The 17,030-nt window shown below is 46.7% G+C and carries 10 protein-coding genes and 1 pseudogene; 8 read left to right on the forward strand and 3 right to left on the reverse strand.

Annotation, left to right across the window (positions count from 1 at the left end; translation table 11 throughout):
• The first annotated feature begins 275 nt into the window (after positions 1-275).
• The 6 genes from B5G04_RS06565 to B5G04_RS06590 all read left to right on the forward strand — a co-directional run bounded on the left by B5G04_RS06565 (position 276) and on the right by B5G04_RS06590 (position 13,405).
• Positions 276-3,011: a heparinase II/III family protein gene (locus tag B5G04_RS06565; RefSeq protein ID WP_087396398.1), complete on the forward strand. Its 2,736-nt coding sequence runs from the start codon at positions 276-278 to the stop codon at positions 3,009-3,011.
• A gap of 54 nt (positions 3,012-3,065) precedes the next feature.
• The gene (locus tag B5G04_RS06570; RefSeq protein WP_087396400.1) at positions 3,066-5,906 is read left to right on the forward strand and encodes a two-component regulator propeller domain-containing protein; all 2,841 of its coding nucleotides are present in this window, start codon (positions 3,066-3,068) and stop codon (positions 5,904-5,906) included.
• A gap of 609 nt (positions 5,907-6,515) precedes the next feature.
• Positions 6,516-7,031 (forward strand): sigma-70 family RNA polymerase sigma factor, encoded by a 516-nt coding sequence (locus B5G04_RS06575; RefSeq protein WP_087208417.1) that lies wholly within the window; start codon positions 6,516-6,518, stop codon positions 7,029-7,031.
• 27 nt (positions 7,032-7,058) lie between these two features.
• Positions 7,059-10,112, forward strand: a complete 3,054-nt coding sequence (locus B5G04_RS06580) for a TonB-dependent receptor (RefSeq protein WP_087396402.1) — start codon at positions 7,059-7,061, stop codon at positions 10,110-10,112.
• A gap of 22 nt (positions 10,113-10,134) precedes the next feature.
• Entirely contained in the window at positions 10,135-11,658 is a 1,524-nt protein-coding gene (locus B5G04_RS06585) for a RagB/SusD family nutrient uptake outer membrane protein (protein ID WP_087396404.1), read from the forward strand.
• A gap of 286 nt (positions 11,659-11,944) precedes the next feature.
• A complete protein-coding gene (locus B5G04_RS06590) occupies positions 11,945-13,405 on the forward strand; it encodes a glycoside hydrolase family 30 protein (protein WP_239414057.1) in 1,461 nt (486 codons plus the stop codon).
• A 312-nt stretch (positions 13,406-13,717) separates the two neighbouring features.
• Here B5G04_RS06590 and B5G04_RS20415 read toward each other — a convergent pair.
• Positions 13,718-13,910, reverse strand: a pseudogene (locus B5G04_RS20415) (endo-polygalacturonase); the annotation flags it as partial.
• A 168-nt stretch (positions 13,911-14,078) separates the two neighbouring features.
• On the opposite strand from B5G04_RS20415, the gene B5G04_RS20420 reads away from it, so the two are divergent.
• Positions 14,079-14,303: a hypothetical protein gene (locus B5G04_RS20420; protein ID WP_204470762.1), complete on the forward strand. Its 225-nt coding sequence runs from the start codon at positions 14,079-14,081 to the stop codon at positions 14,301-14,303.
• Between the two features lie 35 nt (positions 14,304-14,338).
• Entirely contained in the window at positions 14,339-14,542 is a 204-nt protein-coding gene (locus B5G04_RS19725) for a hypothetical protein (RefSeq protein ID WP_158100065.1), read from the forward strand.
• Positions 14,543-14,712: 170 nt separating this feature from the next.
• Here the strand turns inward: B5G04_RS19725 and B5G04_RS06605 are convergent, their stop codons facing one another.
• Together B5G04_RS06605 and B5G04_RS06610 are read right to left on the reverse strand one after the other, a co-directional pair.
• Positions 14,713-15,204, reverse strand: a complete 492-nt coding sequence (locus tag B5G04_RS06605; protein ID WP_087247121.1) for a hypothetical protein — start codon at positions 15,202-15,204, stop codon at positions 14,713-14,715.
• Positions 15,205-15,231: 27 nt separating this feature from the next.
• On the reverse strand, positions 15,232-16,803 hold the full coding sequence (locus B5G04_RS06610) for an ATP-binding protein (protein WP_087396692.1): 1,572 nt from the start codon (positions 16,801-16,803) through the stop codon (positions 15,232-15,234).
• Positions 16,804-17,030 lie beyond the last annotated feature (227 nt).

A 17,030-nucleotide genomic window follows, 5' to 3' on the forward strand; every position in this document is an offset into this window, starting at 1 on the left:
TTCGAAATGCAGCCGAAACGTTTCCGCAGGCTTTCGAAGCCCTCTGGAATGTTGCCGAAGCGTTTCCGCAGGCTTTCGAAGCCCTCCGGAGTGTTGCCGAAGCGTTTCCGCAGGCTTTTGAAGCCCTCCGGAGTGTTGCCGAAGCGTTTCCGCAGGTTTTCGAAGCCCTCCGGAGTGTTGCCGAAACGTTTTACCGGAGATTTTTTTAGAAAAGCATTGAGTATTTCTCATTTCTTGTTCGTATTTTAGGGAAAACTTAATAAACTCATCTATTTATGAAAACAAAAATTTGGATAATCGTTTTCTTCTGTATAAGTGCCAGTTTGCAGGTTGCAGGTCAGGTAAGTGGTTTGCCGCAAGGGCACCCGCGTTTCTTGACCGATGCCGGAGGCAAGGAGGAGACGTTACGGTTGATTGAGGAAGAAACGTGGGCACGGGAGGTGTTCGACGGATTGAAACGGCGTACTGACACCTATGCCGGACGTGAAAAAGGATGGCTGACATCGCGTCTGCAAATGTACTGGAACACCCACGCTACCGACGTATATATAAAAGGAGAGGTGTACGACCATGCCGGAGGCAATCGCGCGCCTGCGCCTACGGTGATGTTTACCGGCGCACGCAGCCATGCCACCAACTACCGCCGCCCCAAGCTGGAAGAGCTGGAGCCTTACGCCGAAGATCCGAAGGGCATATATCTGGCGAACGCTACGCTGGAAGGAAATCCCAAGGAGTGGGTGCACATCGGCAAGACGGGGCGCATGATAGAGAGCATCAACCGCGAGATAATGGGCATCGCCCGCGATGCTGCTTTCCTGTGGTGGCTGACCGGCGAGGAGCCGTATGGACGGATGGCGGCATCGGTGTTCGATACGTACATGACGGGCATTTATTACCGCAACGTGCCGGTCGACTTGAATAACGGGCACCAGCAGACCCTGGTGGGCATGACCTCGTTCGAGGTGATTCACGAAGACATCCTGAACGAGTTGGTGCCGTTGTATGATTTCCTTTATGATTACCTGAAGCAGACCCGTCCCGAAAAGATGTCCGTGTATGCCGGGGCGTTCAAGAAATGGATAGAAAACATCATCGCCAACGGTGTGCCCCATAACAACTGGAACCTGATTCAGGCACGTTATATCATGAACGTGGCATTGATACTGGAAGACGATGCCGCTTATCCCGACCGGAAGGGCAGGGGCTATTACATCGATTATGTAATCAACCAATCTTCGCTCCGCCAGTGGTCGCTGAAGCAGTTGGCGGATTACGGATTTGATTCCGCTACAGGCATTTGGGCGGAGTGTCCGGGCTACAGCATGAACGTGGTGGGCGACTATGTTTCGTTTGCCAACCTGTTTGACCGTAACCTGCAAACCGACCTGACCATGCAGATTCCGGTTATCCCGAAGGCGGTAGAAGCCTTGCCTCAATACCTGTTCCCCAACCGGATGCTGTGCGGCTGGGGCGATACGCATCCGGGAGCGTTGCGCACCGATGTGTTCCGTTACCTGATTCAGAACGCGCAGCAGTACGGCAAGAAAGCCGAAGAACGGAAATTCACGGCGATGTTCCGCCTGTTCGACACGAAAGCCAGCGAGGCAGGAAAGCCAGCCCGTATGCCGGTAGCCGTCACTTCGTTTTTCGCCGATAAGCCGCTGGTGCTGGACCAGGAGGTGAAAGCCGGCAAGATAGACGACTATGTGACGCCGACGTTTTATGCGCCCAATGTGAGCTGGCTGGTACAGCGCAGCGGCATGGACGCACGCAACAGCCTGATGGCATCGCTCAACGGAAGCGAGGGAAACCATGCGCACGCCAACGGCATCAGCCTCGAACTGTACGGAAAAGGCTATGTGCTGGGACCGGATGCAGGCATCGGGAAGACGTTGTATCAAGGTTTGGATTACCTGGAGTATTACAGCCAGTTCCCGGCTCATAACACGGTGTGCGTAGACGGCATCTCGTCGTATCCCGTCATGAAGAGCAACCATGCCTTCCGTGTGCGCAACCTCTATCCGGCATCGGGCGCCAAGGTGGGCTACCAGCCGGTAAGCTACACCAACGTGTATTTCCGCGAGCCCGAATCGTATGCCGACCAGACCCGTTTGGTGAGCATTGTCAATACGGGCGATTCTACGGGATATTATGTCGATGTGTTCCGCAGCCGGAAGATAGAGGGCGGCGACAAGATGCACGACTATTTCTACCATAACTTAGGACAGACGCTGGACTTGCGTGCTTCCGGTGGCGATACGCTCGCGATGCAGCCCACGCAAGAACTTGCTTTTGCCGGGGCGCATCTCTATGCTTACTCTTATATATATAATCAGCGATGCATCGAAACCAGTAAAGATGTCCGGGCTGACTTTACCGTCCGGATGCCCGATGGCGATGATATTACGATGTCGATGTGGATGAAGGGCGAGCAGGAGCGGAAAATCTTCTCGGCTTTAAGTCCGATGACCGAAGGGTTGAGCCGCATCAAGCAGATGCCTTATGTGATAGCCGACCAGCCTACGCTGACCTTTGTGGCACGCCAGCGCGGAGAGGCGTGGAAGCGTCCTTTCGTATCGGTATTCGAACCGCATACGGCAAAGAATGCGCCTTCGCACATCAGGGAGGTACGCTTTCCGGAAGTCAGCGCCACCGGAGAAGGAAGCCATACGGGCATTCAAGTGATACAGACCGACGGTACGGCCGATTGGATTCTCTCTTCCGATAAGGCAGAAGTGCGTTGCACCACGGAAGGGATTTCGGCACAGGCGGTATATGCGCTCTACCGGCAGAAAGGCGGGCAGGGAGAAATGGCTTTCTTGGGCGGCGGAACCTTGCTTGAGGCGGGGGATATCCGCATCGAAGCGGCAGAAGCGGCGGATGTTTTGCTGGTGAAGGAGGCTGGAGGCTGGATGTACACCGCTTCCCGTCCGTGTACAATTACGATGGGTGGAAAAGAGCTTAGTTTGCCGTCGGTGCAAACAAAAACTTCTGTATTGTTTTCAAAGTAGAAAAGATATTGTTATTTTTGTTCGTCTCAAAAAAAGGTAGATTGGTAAATAAGAATGAGAGAACAGCTGAAGTTTATAATAATCATGGTGGGCATCTTGTTGCTCGTGGCGGCACGGGCGGCAGGCATGCCCTTTTCGTATAGTTTCCGCAGCCTGTCGGTGTCCGACGGGTTGCCCGATTTGGTCATCAACACTTGCTATAAGGACCGGTCGGGCTATATGTGGTTTGGTACCAATGTGTCGTTGGAACGTTTCGACGGCATTCGTCTGAAGCATTATCTGATAAAGGGGAAAGCCGAAAACCTGAAACGGGTATATGCTGTTGCCGAGATGGCAGAGGGGGAGATATGGGTAGGGTCGGATGTGGGGTTGCTGCATCTGGACAAAGCGACTGATGACCTGGAGGCTGTAGAGCCGGTATTGATAGATGCTCCGGTATATTGCCTCTTGTCGGACGGGAAGCAAACGCTGTATGCAGGCACGCGCAAAGGACTGTTCGTTTACGAGGGCGGCAAGATGCGTCACATCCTGATAGACAAGAACGTGTTTTCGCAATGGAACGAAATCAAAGGGTTGAACATCGGCGAAGACGGCCGTTTGTGGCTGGCTACCTTGAAAGGGGTAGTGGCTTTGTATACCGCTTCGGGCAAGCTGGAGACGTATGCATACCGGAACCCGTTTTACTCGCTGACCCGTATCGGCGGGGTATTGTATCTGGGAACGATGAACGAAGGAATCGTTACGTTCGATACGCAGGAAAAGGCTTTCGGCAAGCTGGTGGATGTGGGCTGCTCGGTCATCTCTTCTCTTTCTACCGACGGCAAGGACCTGCTGTATGTAGGGACGGACGGAAATGGAGTCCATTTCGTGTCGGTGACTCAGCGAAAGGTCGTGAAGTCGTTCCGGCACGAGACCGGAAACGATGCCAGTATCCGTTCCAATTCGGTGTACTCGCTTTTAGTAGACCGCGACGGGTTGCTTTGGATAGGTTTTTATCAGCTGGGGGTGGACTATACGTTGCACAATAACGGGCTGTTTGCGGCTTATCGGTATCCGCCCTATTTGGATACGCGTGACATGCCGGTGCGTACCATCGCTTTCCACCAGGGGGAAAAGCTGGTAGGCTCGCGCGACGGGCTGTATTTTATCGATGAAGACAGGCGGTTGTTCAAGAGTTTTCATAACTTGCGTGCCAATATGATTATTTCCAGTTGCTATTTCGAGGGGAAATACTACATCGGTACGTATGGAGGCGGCATGTATGTGTTCGACCCGCTGACCCTTGAACTGGTTGATTTCGATGCGGCGGAGGGCGAGCCATTCCTGACAGGCCATATATTCTGCATCCGTCCGGATGCGGACGGCGATTTGTGGATTGGCACTTCATCGGGGCTTTACCGCTATCGGGCAGGGAAGCAGGTGGCTCATTATACCGGTTCCAATTCCAAGTTGCCCGAAGGGAATATCTACGAGGTCTTTTTCGACTCTACCCGCAAAGGATGGATTTGTACCGAGAAAGGGCTTTGCATTTGGGATGCTTCGTCGGAAAGCATCCGTACGGATGTCTTTCCCGAAGGATTCATCAACGAAGAGAAAGTAAGGGTAGTCTACGAAGACTCCAGGCACAATCTTTATTTATTGCCCGAAAAGGGTACCTTGTTTGTGTCCGACCTTTCCATGAGCCATTTCTCGCGTTTCGACAACGAACTGCTTCGGGGCAAAACGCTGATGTCGGTGGTGGAGGACAATGAAGGATGGCTGTGGCTCACTACCAACAACGGCATCTATCGCTACGACAAGAAAGACCGGGTGATGCCTTATAGCCTCTCCGACGGTATCTTGAGCCCTATCTTTATCAACTGTATGCCGGTGAAGGACGAAAGCGGCGGACTTTGGTTCGGCAACTCCAAAGGATTGGTTTATCTGGACATGAACAAGCTGAAGTCGAGAAACGTTCCGCCTTATAAGCTGGCTGTTTCGGGAGTGCAGGTTGATGGGGAAGAGGCGGTTCCCGAAGTGTGGAGCAGAGGACAGGCGGACGGCATTTACCTGGACAAGGTGAAAAACAATCTGACCGTTTTCTTTTCGGCACTTACTTATACCTATCCGTCTGATATGTTTTACGAATACAGGTTGGAAGGCGGAGAGGATGACGTGTGGAAACCTTTAATCGGTAAGTCGTCTGTTTCTTTTTACAATTTGTCTGCGGGAGGTTATCTGCTCAGGATACGTAGCATCGGGTTTCCCGAATCAGAAATCGCATTGCCTGTTAAGGTGCATTCCGTATTTTGGAGCTGGTTTGTGGCAGGGGCAGGACTGTTGTTTATCGGAAGCCTTGCCTGGTTTCTTGTGCGGAAGAAACGGTCGGGACGCCTGCATGTATCCGGCAGGCAGGAAAGCCAGGATAATCCCGTTACGCAGCCCGACCCGGACAAACTGGTATTGCAGACCATTCTAGACGGTGCGCTGGAAACATACATTCCGCCGATGGAACATTCGGAGGACGAGCCGGCAAAAGAGAAATACAAGGTGCACAAGGTAGACCCTGAAGAATGCCGCCAGCTCCAGAAAATACTGGAGCGGCTGATGCAGGAAGAAAAACCTTATAAGAATTCCGACCTGAAGATTGCCGATTTGGCAAAGATGACAGGATACACCTCGCATACGCTTTCTTACTTCTTCAATCAATACCTGAAGAAGAACTATTACGATTACATCAACGAATACCGTGTGGAAGAGTTCAAGCGGCTGATTGTGGATGAGCAATATGCCAAGTACACGCTGGAGGCGTTGGCAGAAGTATGCGGCTTCAGTTCGCGTGCCTCTTTCTTCCGTTATTTCAAGAAGGTGGCAGGTATCACTCCCAATGAATACATCAAGCAGTTGAACCGTTAAGAAATAATACCTGCAGTGTCATGAAGGCGCAAAGAGGTTCTATTCCTCTTTGTGCCTTTTGTTTTGCCCGATGCAGATAGTTGCGTAGGCAAACGCAGGCAGGTGCGTTGTTTGTAAGATTATTAATCTTCCGGCTGTAAGATTATTAATCTTACACGTGTAGGATTATTAATCTTACAGAAAAGTTACTTATTTTGGTGGAACGATGCAGTTAGGTCAATGGGGCAAGAGAGTTATTTGCCGGTGTGGGAGGATATAAGCTGGGAAAATAGTTTCAGAAATCTGGGGTTAAGGCAGGTGCCCGGTTGTGTATGTTGATGGATAGGCTGGCAGGATATTCTGTTTTGTATGTTGTTTTTGTGTCTTATCGTGTTCTTTTGGGTTATTCTGTTATTATTCTGCAATATGTAAAAGGCAGTAAAACGTCACGTACAGTATCACACAATTATTTGAGACTTCCATTCGTACTCTTCTAATCATTTGAAAAATAATTATTTATTGATTGTTTAGTCTCTATTTATTGAGTGATATAGCTTTTATTCCTGAATAATTTCACATGTAAGATACACTACATATATTTGCATGTAATTCAAAAAAAGATTTAATGATATGAAAAACCGTATTAAAATGTCAGACCAGTTGATAACCGAATATTATGAAGAATACCGTCGGATAGTGTTTTTCTATATTTGCCGTCGTATCGATGACAGGGACGATGCGGAAGATTTGACTCAAGATGCTTTTTTACGATTACTTGAATACCGGATGATGATTCGTCGGGATACATTGAAATATTTCCTTTTTACCATTGTGCGTAATTTGGTAAACGATTATTTACGCCGTTTATATAAGAAGCAGGAAATCGACCGCTATCTGTATGAGGTGCTTCCGGTTTCTGTTACGGATTTGGAGAGCCAGGTGATTGCAAAAGACTTGCGGCGGTGGGAGTACCGGAAAGTTGCTACGCTTTCCGAACAGCGTCGGAAGGTGTATGTGATGAGTCGGTTTCAGTCTAACTCCATTTCGGAAATATCCCAAAAGCTGAATCTGTCCTTTCGTACGGTAGAAAGCCACCTTTTTGTTAGTAGGAGAGATGTACGTGAATTCATGAGAGCATGTATCTAAATAAATTGTTAATTTAAAAATTGATTTATGAAAAATGTAGTGAGAATGTTGTCAAAGAGAATGTTATTCTCTGTCTTTATGGCATCACCTTTGATGGCTGGAAGTTCGTTATCGGCTTTTGCAGGTATAGGCAGCGTAGGGTGGATGCAGCAAGCTAATGTTGTAGAAGGTATTGTAACTGATGTGAACGGTGAGCCGGTTATTGGTGCCAGCGTTGTAGTGAAAGGCACGTCAAACGGGACTATTACAGATTTGGATGGTAAGTTTAGTTTGCCGGATGCTCAAGGCGTTTTGGTTATTTCGTATATCGGTTATAAGACGCAAGAAGTGGTTCTTGACGGGCAGAAACATCTGAAAGTCATGATGGAAGAAGATTCGAAAGCTTTGGATGAAGTGGTAGTAGTGGGGTATGGTACACAGCGTAAATCAGACCTTACAGGTTCTGTTACCACAATCAAGTTAAAAGACATTTCCGGTATCCGGGGAGGAAATGCCGGAGAAGCTTTGCAAGGGAAAAGCGGTCTGACGGTCGTGACTTCAGGAGCGCCGGGAGCAACTCCTACCGTCCGTATTCGTGGTATTGGTACGGATGGTGACGCTACTCCTGTGTACGTAGTAGACGGGGTAATGACAAATAATATAGATTTTCTTAACCCTAAAGATATCGAGAGTATGAATGTGCTGAAAGATGCCTCAGCTACTGCTATTTACGGTTCAAGAGGAGCCAATGGCGTGATTATGGTGACAACAAAAAGAGGCGAGTCCGGAAAGCCTGTCGTTTCGTACTCAGGGAGTGAAGGCTTTCAGTATATCATTGATAATTATGATGTCTGCAATGGTTCCGAATATGCCCGCTTAATGAATATTGTTGCCCAAAATTCCGGACAAGAACAACCTTACGGAAATCCGTCGGGGTATGGAAAAGGAACTGATTGGCTGGGGGAAATGACCCGGAACGGTTGGACACGTGACCATCAACTTTCTGTATCGGGTGGCTCCGAATCTGTGAATTATAATGTGAGTGCCGGATATTTCAAGCAGAATGGTGTATGGGAGAATACGTCTTATGACCGCTGGACTTTCCGTATCAATAATGAATATAAGCTTTCAAAATCTATCCGGATAGGACATAACTTGAATTTAGCTGTCAGCAACAGTGACGGCAGAAGCGATTCATATCGTTTGATGCGTTCCGTTTTGTCTGGTTCACCTCTTATTACACCCCAAAATGAACAAGGAGAGTGGAATTCTATGCAGAATGGTGATTTGATAAATCCTGTTGCGGAATTAGCCCTGAATGCCGGTTATAACAATAAGCGGATACGTTTCTTTGGGAATGTATGGGGAAGCTGGGAAATAGTGAAAGGGCTTACATTCCGTACGTCGTATGGTGTTGATTGGTTACATGGTTATGAACATCAGTTGAAGGGGATTTACAATATCAATCCATCCCATCAAAGCAGCAGTTCTAATACCTTTATGGAGAATTATGCGCTCGAAAACACATGGTTGTGGGAAAATACATTGACGTATGATCGTTTATGGGGGAACACTCACCATTTGAATATCCTGGCAGGTTTTACGTCTGAAAAAGCACGGACACAAGGATTGGGAGCAAACAGCCGGAATATTTTGATGTACGACAAGGATTATGGCATGACAGCTACCGCTCCTACTGATGCAGACCGTACTGTGGCAGCGGTCAAACCGACAATTACGACAAGAGCTTCTTACATGTTCCGTGTCAATTATTCATTGAAAGACCGTTATCTGTTTACGGCTACAATGCGTGCGGACGGTTCTTCCAAATTTGGAAAGAATAACCGTTGGGGGTATTTCCCGTCGGCTGCAGTAGGTTGGCGGGTCAGTGAAGAAGCGTTTCTGAAGGATGTGGACTGGTTGAGCAATTTAAAGATAAGAGGAAGCTGGGGACAAACAGGTAATGACAAGATTCAGGACAATGTTTCGTATGCGTTGGTATCGATGGTTGATGAGTATCATGCTGTTTTTAATGGACAAGTATATCCCGGTGTAGGTATTGTAAATGCATCTAATCCGGATATCAAATGGGAACGTAGTGAACAGGTTGATTTGGGATTTGACTTGGGGTTGTTTAATAGTATGCTGACTCTTGAGTTTGATTATTTCAACCGTAAGACCAAAGACCTCTTGATGATATTGCCGATAAAAGGCGGTTCGGTGGGTATTACGCCTACATATTCCAATGCAGGTTCAGTCCGTAACAGTGGTTTTGAGTTTACTGTTGCATGGCAGGATAACAGGCATCCGTTCAATTATGGTTTTACATTTAGTGGAAGTACATTCAAGAATGAAGTAACCGATTGGAAGAATCAAAAGACTATTTCCACTGCTTGGTCTACTAATCTTCAGACAGCCAAGGAAGAAGGAAAACCTTTCGGATATTTCTATGGGTATAAGACGCAAGGCATTTACCGCACTCAGGCAGACCTTGACCGCTGGAACGAATATGCCCGTAGCAAAGGGGCGGACGTTTATCATTCGGAAGCCCAATTGGGAGATTTGATTTATGTAGACGTTGACGGGGATGGAAGAATTACCGCAGAGGATCAGACGGATCTTGGAAACCCTTATCCTAAATTTACGGGAAGCTTGGGATTTAATGCGTCGTGGAAAGGGTTTGACTTGTATTTGGATTTTACCGGAAGTTTTGGAGGGAAGGTGATGAATAACTCTTACAATGACTTTACATCGGTGACCAACAATATGCATCGTGATTGGTGTGATTCATGGACTCCTGAAAATCCGGACGCTGTTATGCCTCGTTTGGCAGGCGGATCTATCAATGTGGGAAGAACATTGGATATAATGGTTTTCGATGGTGATTATCTGAAATTGCGTTCTGCAGAATTGGGCTATACGTTGCCTGATGAATGGATGAATAAGATTGGGATTGGCAGACTTCGTATCTATGTAAACGCATCTAATCTGCTTTACTTTACTAAATATAAAGGTTTTACTCCCGAAATCATGGATGGGCAGGATTCGAATACTTATCCGATGGCGGGCAGTGTGAACTTCGGTTTGAATTTGACTTTATAATAATTCTTTTAATTCAGAAGATATGAAACAGATAAAAACATATATAATGGCATTGGCTGGAACTTGTATATTAGGTTCGTGTAGTGATTTCTTGGATGTTACTCCGCAAGGAGAATTGACCACAGATTTGTATTTTAGCCAAGAAGAACGAATTAATGAAGCGGTATCACGTGTTTATTCATCCATTAACTGGCGTTTTTTCCGTTTGGGTACAATGTATTTTACAACGCATGAGTTTCCTTCGGATGATGTGCGGATGAATACGGCAGACGCTAATTTCTTGACTGCATATAACTTTCAGTACGACCCCAATAACGTTTATGTGGAACGGTTATGGGAAAGATGGTATCAATATATAAATGATTGCAACCAGGTATTGGAACTTACGAAAGATTATGATGATGAAACAGCAGCTCTTTATAACGCGCAGGCACGTTTTTTCCGTGCATATTGGCATTTTGATTTGATGAATGTATTCGGTGAAGTAGTGTTGCGTGACCATGTTCCGGCAGAAAATGAATATAATATTCCCAAAAGTTCAGAGGAAGATATTTATAGATTGGTAATATCTGATTTGGAATACGCTATAGAACATCTTCCTACCCGTCAGGAATGGGGAGAAGAAAACTTGGGTCGTGTGACCAAAGGAACGGCAAAAGGGATACTGGCAAAGGTTTACTTATATCGTCAGGATTATGAAAACGCCTACAAGTATGCCAATGAAGTTGTGAATGTAGACCATGAATATTCACTCGACCCGGATTATCGGAATCTGTTCTCTATTCAGGGTAAATATTCTTCGGAAAGCATGATGCCGGGACACTATATTTACCAGAATATCGAGGGGCGTTTGCGTAATCCGTATGTAGAGTTTCAAGGTATTCCCGGCTCAGGATTGGGGTCTGCTTATTTTGTTCCTTCCGATGAATTTGTAAGTGCTTATGAAGAGGGAGATCCGCGTAAGGAAGCGACAATCTTTGAAAAGGGAGAAACCATTGAAGGCTATACAGGTGAAATAACTTGGCTGGAAGAAAAAGATGAGGCAGGGAATGTTGTATCTGAGTTTAACTATGCAAACAAGAAAGTGATTTGGCCCGCTACGCAATGGCCCGACAATGACTTTTTCAAGCAAGAATTGAACCTGCCATTCCTCCGCTTTGCGGATATCTTGTTGGTTTATGCCGAATCGGCTAATGAACTTGGGAAAACAACAGAGGCAGAAGATGCCCTTGAAAAAGTCCGTTTCCGCGCTCGTGGAAACCAAACGTATGCCGAGGCAGGTGTATTGCCGGAAAAAAGAGGGTTGGGAAAAGATGCCTTACGGGAAATAATCTGGAACGAACGCCGTATAGAATTGGCTTTTGAAGGAAACCGTTGGTTTGATTTGGTGCGTTATGAAAAAGTAGTACCCAATTATACGACCAACCTCATGCACCGTAAAGGACGGACGAATTTTGACTATGCGAAGCATAGCAAATTCCCTATTCCTACCTATTATATAACCAGTTCAGAAGGGGTCTTGACACAAAACCCTGCATGGCAATAGGTTTTAGTATCAGATAAATTTCTAAATTTGAATATCCGCAAACATTCCATGTAGGAGTAAAATGCGGATATTCATTTTTTAATGGTAAGTCTGTATTTGCTTTCATTGGGGCATACTCTCTTGCTTTTTCGGGGAAAAATAATTATTATTGCAAAGTGAATGTCCGCAAACAGCCCATGTAGGGGAAATGAGGATATTCGTATATTTTACAATCATAAACCGTAACACGTAGATTCTTATGAAACCGATTTTTCTAAAATGGACCTTTGCCGTATGCTTTTTGAGTATGGTTTATGGCATACAGGCACAGTCTTATGTATGGATATGCAGTACAGAAAACAATTATTGGAAAGAGGATGAGACCAAGCTGCAATCCCGTCCCGTTCAGACTCCTTTGCTGGAAATAGATGGGACAGAAAAAGGCGTTCCTTTCAAGGCATGGGGTACGACGTTCAACGAGTTGGACTGGGATGCCCTGCTGGCGCTGACCCGTGATGAACAGGATGAAATTATGCATAACCTGTTTGCTCCCGACGGAGACTTGAAGTTTACCCGCGGACGTATCCCGATGAATGCCAGCGATTATGCCCGTTCGTGGTATAGCTGTGACGAAGTGGCAGGCGACTTGGAACTGCGTTATTTCAATATCGACCGCGACAAGCTGGGCATCATTCCTTTGATTCGTGCCGCCCAGAAGTTCAATCCTCGCTTGACTTTCTGGACATCTCCCTGGAGTCCGCCAAGCTGGATGAAAATCAATGGAGATTACCCGGTACTGAGCAGCCGTTTCAACCGGCAGGACAAGCGTTTGGACTATCTGCTGTATGGTTCGCAAGACGGGGTAGACGAGGATGAGATGAAATTCTTGGGCGAGCGTGAAGGGCAATTCCCCCGAAAACTGGCTACACAGGATTATTTCATTCAAGACCCTCGTTACCTGCAGGCATACGCCAATTATTTTTGTAAGTTCATCGATGCCTATAAAGCCCAGGGGGTAAACATCGATATGGTAATCTATCAGAATGAAGCCTACAGCTACACGCCTTATCCGGGCTGTGCTTGGACAGCCGAAGGCACGATACGTTTCAACCGTGATTATTTGGCTCCTGCCTTGAAAAAGCATCATCCGGATGTGAAGCTGTATTTGGGTACGTTTAATACCAACCGGCAAGACCATGTAGAAAAGGTATTAAGCGATGACCGGTTGCGTGCCTGCATCGAAGGGCTTGCCTTTCAGTGGGAAGGACGTCAAATCCTGCCTGCCATACGCCGTCAGTATCCCGGTTTCCATTATATCTGTTCGGAAAGTGAATGCGGCAACGGAGCTATGGACTGGAAGGCGGGCGAGCATACGTTCTTTTTGATAAGTGACAATGTGGGCAATGGTTGCGACGAATGGTTTAATTGGAACTTCTTGCTTCCAAAGCATGGCACCAGTCCTTGGGGATGGAACCAGAATGCATTGATAGAGCTGGACAGTGAAACACGGACGTTCCGCTATACGGCAGAATATTATGCCGTGAAGCATTTTTCTCATTTTGTCGTTCCCGGAAGTGAAATGATAGGCTATGCTCCCAAAGAGAAAGACGGAACGATAGCGGTGGTCTACCGTACTCCTGAAAAGAAAATTGTCGTTATAGCAGGCAATTTGGGCGATACGCCGCAGCCGGTAAGCGTGAAGATAGGGAAGAAATACCTTAACGTGACGCTGGACGCACATTCCCTGCATACTTTTGTCATGAAGTAGTTTGTTGGTAAATGAATTTCACCACAGTATAAATGAAGTGGCACGATGAAGAAACGCAGCTTCACGCAGATTTTCGCAGATTATAAATAATGAATGTCCGCATTTTGCCCAATAAGGAGTTAAAAGGAGTTATTTCAAGGAGTTAAAAGGAGTTAGAAGCCAATACTTTTGCTCATGGGAGCCATAGCAGGATTAACTCCTGCCGAAGGCATAACTCCTTCTAATTCCCTTTTATACTATGGGCATTTTGCGGATATTCAAAAAATTTAAAAGCCTCTGTGTCCTCTGTGGTGAATCCCGATCCGCATCACCTTATTTGCTGAATGTCACATTTTCTACATGTTCGCCGATGAAAATCCGTGCCATATCCGCCTGTTTTGTACCATGCAGGTTTGCCGGGCATGTCGTCGAAGATAACCGTACCGTTGATGCGGAGGTTCTCGAAGCGGATGTTTCTTACCAAGCGGTCGCGGTCGTAGCCGATGATGTGCGACAGTTCGGCATGATGAAGATGGGCGAATACGTAGCGTTGTCCAACTTGCGCAATGGTACGGATAACCAGAACAATACGGGAAGCTGGCTGGTAAGTGCCACCCAGATGCCGTTTACGACCTATGAATATTGCATCGACTGCTCTTGCCGCGATAAGAACCACGGTGCAACCCATACGCAAATGGCAGATGATGAAGGTCGTGGCAGCATTCGTCCGGGATGGGAAATCCTGTACAACCATTATGCAAAGGTGGCAAATGTGGGCAGTGGCTATACGTATGCCAAGCAGTTCGCCGACAAGCTTCGTCCCGAAGGCGGTGTGGGTGAACCGGAAAACCGTTACGGTACAAACAGCGGTGCGTTCGACCAATTGGGTTGGGCAACCTTGATGCTTTACCGTGAATAGATATTGTTAAGAAGCTGTTTTGAATTTATCGTGCGATGATTTGGGATGAGTTTTTGAGGCATTTTTGCTTCTGTGATGAGGAAGATAGCGGGCTATCTGACGAAGAACAGGAGCGAAAAGGACCCAAAAATCGCCCAAAGCACACACGAAAACGGATACATCAAGCCAAGAAAAACTTTTTGGAGAAATTCAAAACAGCTTCTAAGTTAACCCAAAGAAAACGGGGCTTGTCCGGATGATGTGAATCAATCGGATAAGTCCCGTAATGTTATAAGTAACTGCTCATAAATGAGATTCAACACAGAGGACACGGGCATATACTCTCATAAGGAATGTGGCGTATAGTAAGGCAGCAGGAACCGGAAGAAACCCTGCTCCACCTCCTGGTTGGGGGATTCAGACGGTTGTTCTACAAATCTTCCTTCAATCCTTGCTTCCAACCGGGGAAAGGGCAGTGGTCGTGGATCTCACGGAAAAGCTTTAGACAGTAATTCACCAAATTACGGGCTTCTTCCACTACAATGGGGTCACCCATGATTTCAATCAACGAGCGGGAGGTGGATGTATTAATCGTCTTACGAATACCCATCTCGTTGTTGCTTAATGTTACCAGGCTGTAATCGGATTTACAAGTCATTAAGTCTATCACTTGTGGGCAGGGCTTTTCGAGCATCTGTAACAGCTTATTTACGTCTGCATGGTTGGTGATGCGCTTGAAAAAAGTGCCCCAACCCGCAAAAAGCATTACCTCGTTTTTTCCATTAAACAGGAAGTTTACTATTCCGTAAAAGCCTTTTCCTGCTTTAAATATATATTCGGCATAATCTTTACGGACTACAAATGTCATCGCTTCGCCCGCTATAAATGTGCCGCCGGCAGTTGTCTGTAAGAAAGTACGCATAAGTTATCAAATCTGTTTACAATGTTATTAAAATGCGAAAACCCACCGTGAGTGCTCTTCAGTCACCCACTTCTCCACCGTCCTTGTTTCCGATGAGAAGTTTACGCCTATCAGGTAAAGCTTGCGTTTGTCCGTCTGGAAAGGGAGGGCATAATGGTTGTCCTTGATTTGCCGGAGGGCTTCTTCGGCGGTCTTGTCAAGCTTCAGTTCTATGATGTAAATATAGTCTTTTGTCTGAATGGTAATATCTATGCGGCCTTGGCTGGTCGCCTGCTCTACCTGCACATTGTAGCCCAGCATGGTGAAAATCAGGTAGAGAGTGTTTTGGAAATCCTTTTCCTTGTCAGCTCCTGCCACCATGTAGCTTCTGCCTGCCAGCATGGTCTGGATGGTTTGCAGCAGGTCATCGGGGTTGCCCTGTTTGACGGCTGAAGTCATCTTGTTGAGAATGCCCCTGACGCTCGATTGCTGCTGTGACGTGTAGTAAGGCATCAGAAAACGGAAGAAACCCCGCTCAACCTCCTGATTGGGGAAGTCCAGACGGTAACCTAATTCGGGGTCATAACCGGCAATGGTGAGATAGCCGCTCTGGAAGAGTACGGGAACGGGGTCATCATATCCCTCGTCTACGGAAGAAAGTACATCTCCGTCCACATAAATGCCTTTCAAATCATGCAACTCATAGTCGTTCTGTTGCAGCAGCTTGACCAAAAAAGTGGGTGTGCCTGTCTTAAACCAATAGTCATTGAACTCTTTTTTTGCAAATGTATTGAGCAGGCTGAATGGATTGTAAATGCCTACACTGTTCTGCCGGAAATGATAACCGTCGTATTGCTTGCGCAACCTCTCGCATGCCTCTTCGAAGGTCATGCCGTTGGCATCGGCAAGTTCGCGGATGGAGTCGTCAAAGTAAATGTGCAGTTCTTCTTCAGATATGCCACAGATGTCCACATAGCGGGGATCCATGGTGATGTCATCCAGATTGTTTAGGTCGCTGAAGATGCTGACGTGGCTGAACTTGCTCACGCCCGTGATGAAACCGAAACGGATGTAGGCATCCAGTGACTTGAGAACAGAGAAGAAAGCTTTCAAGGCTTTCCGGTACGCATCGTGCAACGGTTTGTTGTCGATGGTGCTGAGAAGCGGTTTGTCGTATTCGTCCACCAACACCACCACTTGTTCACCCGACTGTTTGTAGGCAGTATGTATTACGTTATAGAAACGTTCTTCGGGAGCCAGGTTGCTATCAGTAGTCATGCCATAACCCTGTTCCCACATCACAAGGTGCTTATTCAATTCCGCTTTGAGGGATTCTTCATCCTCATAATTACGAGCATTCAAGTCCAGATGAAGTACAGGATACGTCTTCCACTCCGTTTCCAGTTTCTCTATGGCAAGTCCTTTGAACAAGTCTTTTTGTCCCAAGAAGTAAGCTTCCATAGTAGAGACCAGCAAGGATTTGCCGAACCGGCGGGGACGGCTGAGAAAGTAGTATTTCCCCATCAACGCCATTCGGTAAATAAATGCCGTCTTGTCTGCGTAAACGAATCCGCGCTTGCGGATGTCGGCAAAACTCTGTATTCCTATGGGGTACTTCATCATGGCTCTGTAAGTTTTTGAGTTTTTAAGTTCTTGGGATGTTTGATTTTGTTTACAAAGTTAACGATTAATCTTCAACAGACAAAGAAAAAGTCGGTTTATAGTAGAACAAAATCTCACCACAGAGGTCACAGGGTACCACAGAGAAAAAATTTAAAAGCCTCTGTGTCCTGTGGTGAGAAAATGCACAATTTCATACCGCGTAAAATATAAAAGAATGCAGACGG

Source organism: Bacteroides sp. An51A, assembly GCF_002161565.1.
Classification (GTDB): domain Bacteria; phylum Bacteroidota; class Bacteroidia; order Bacteroidales; family Bacteroidaceae; genus Phocaeicola; species Phocaeicola intestinalis.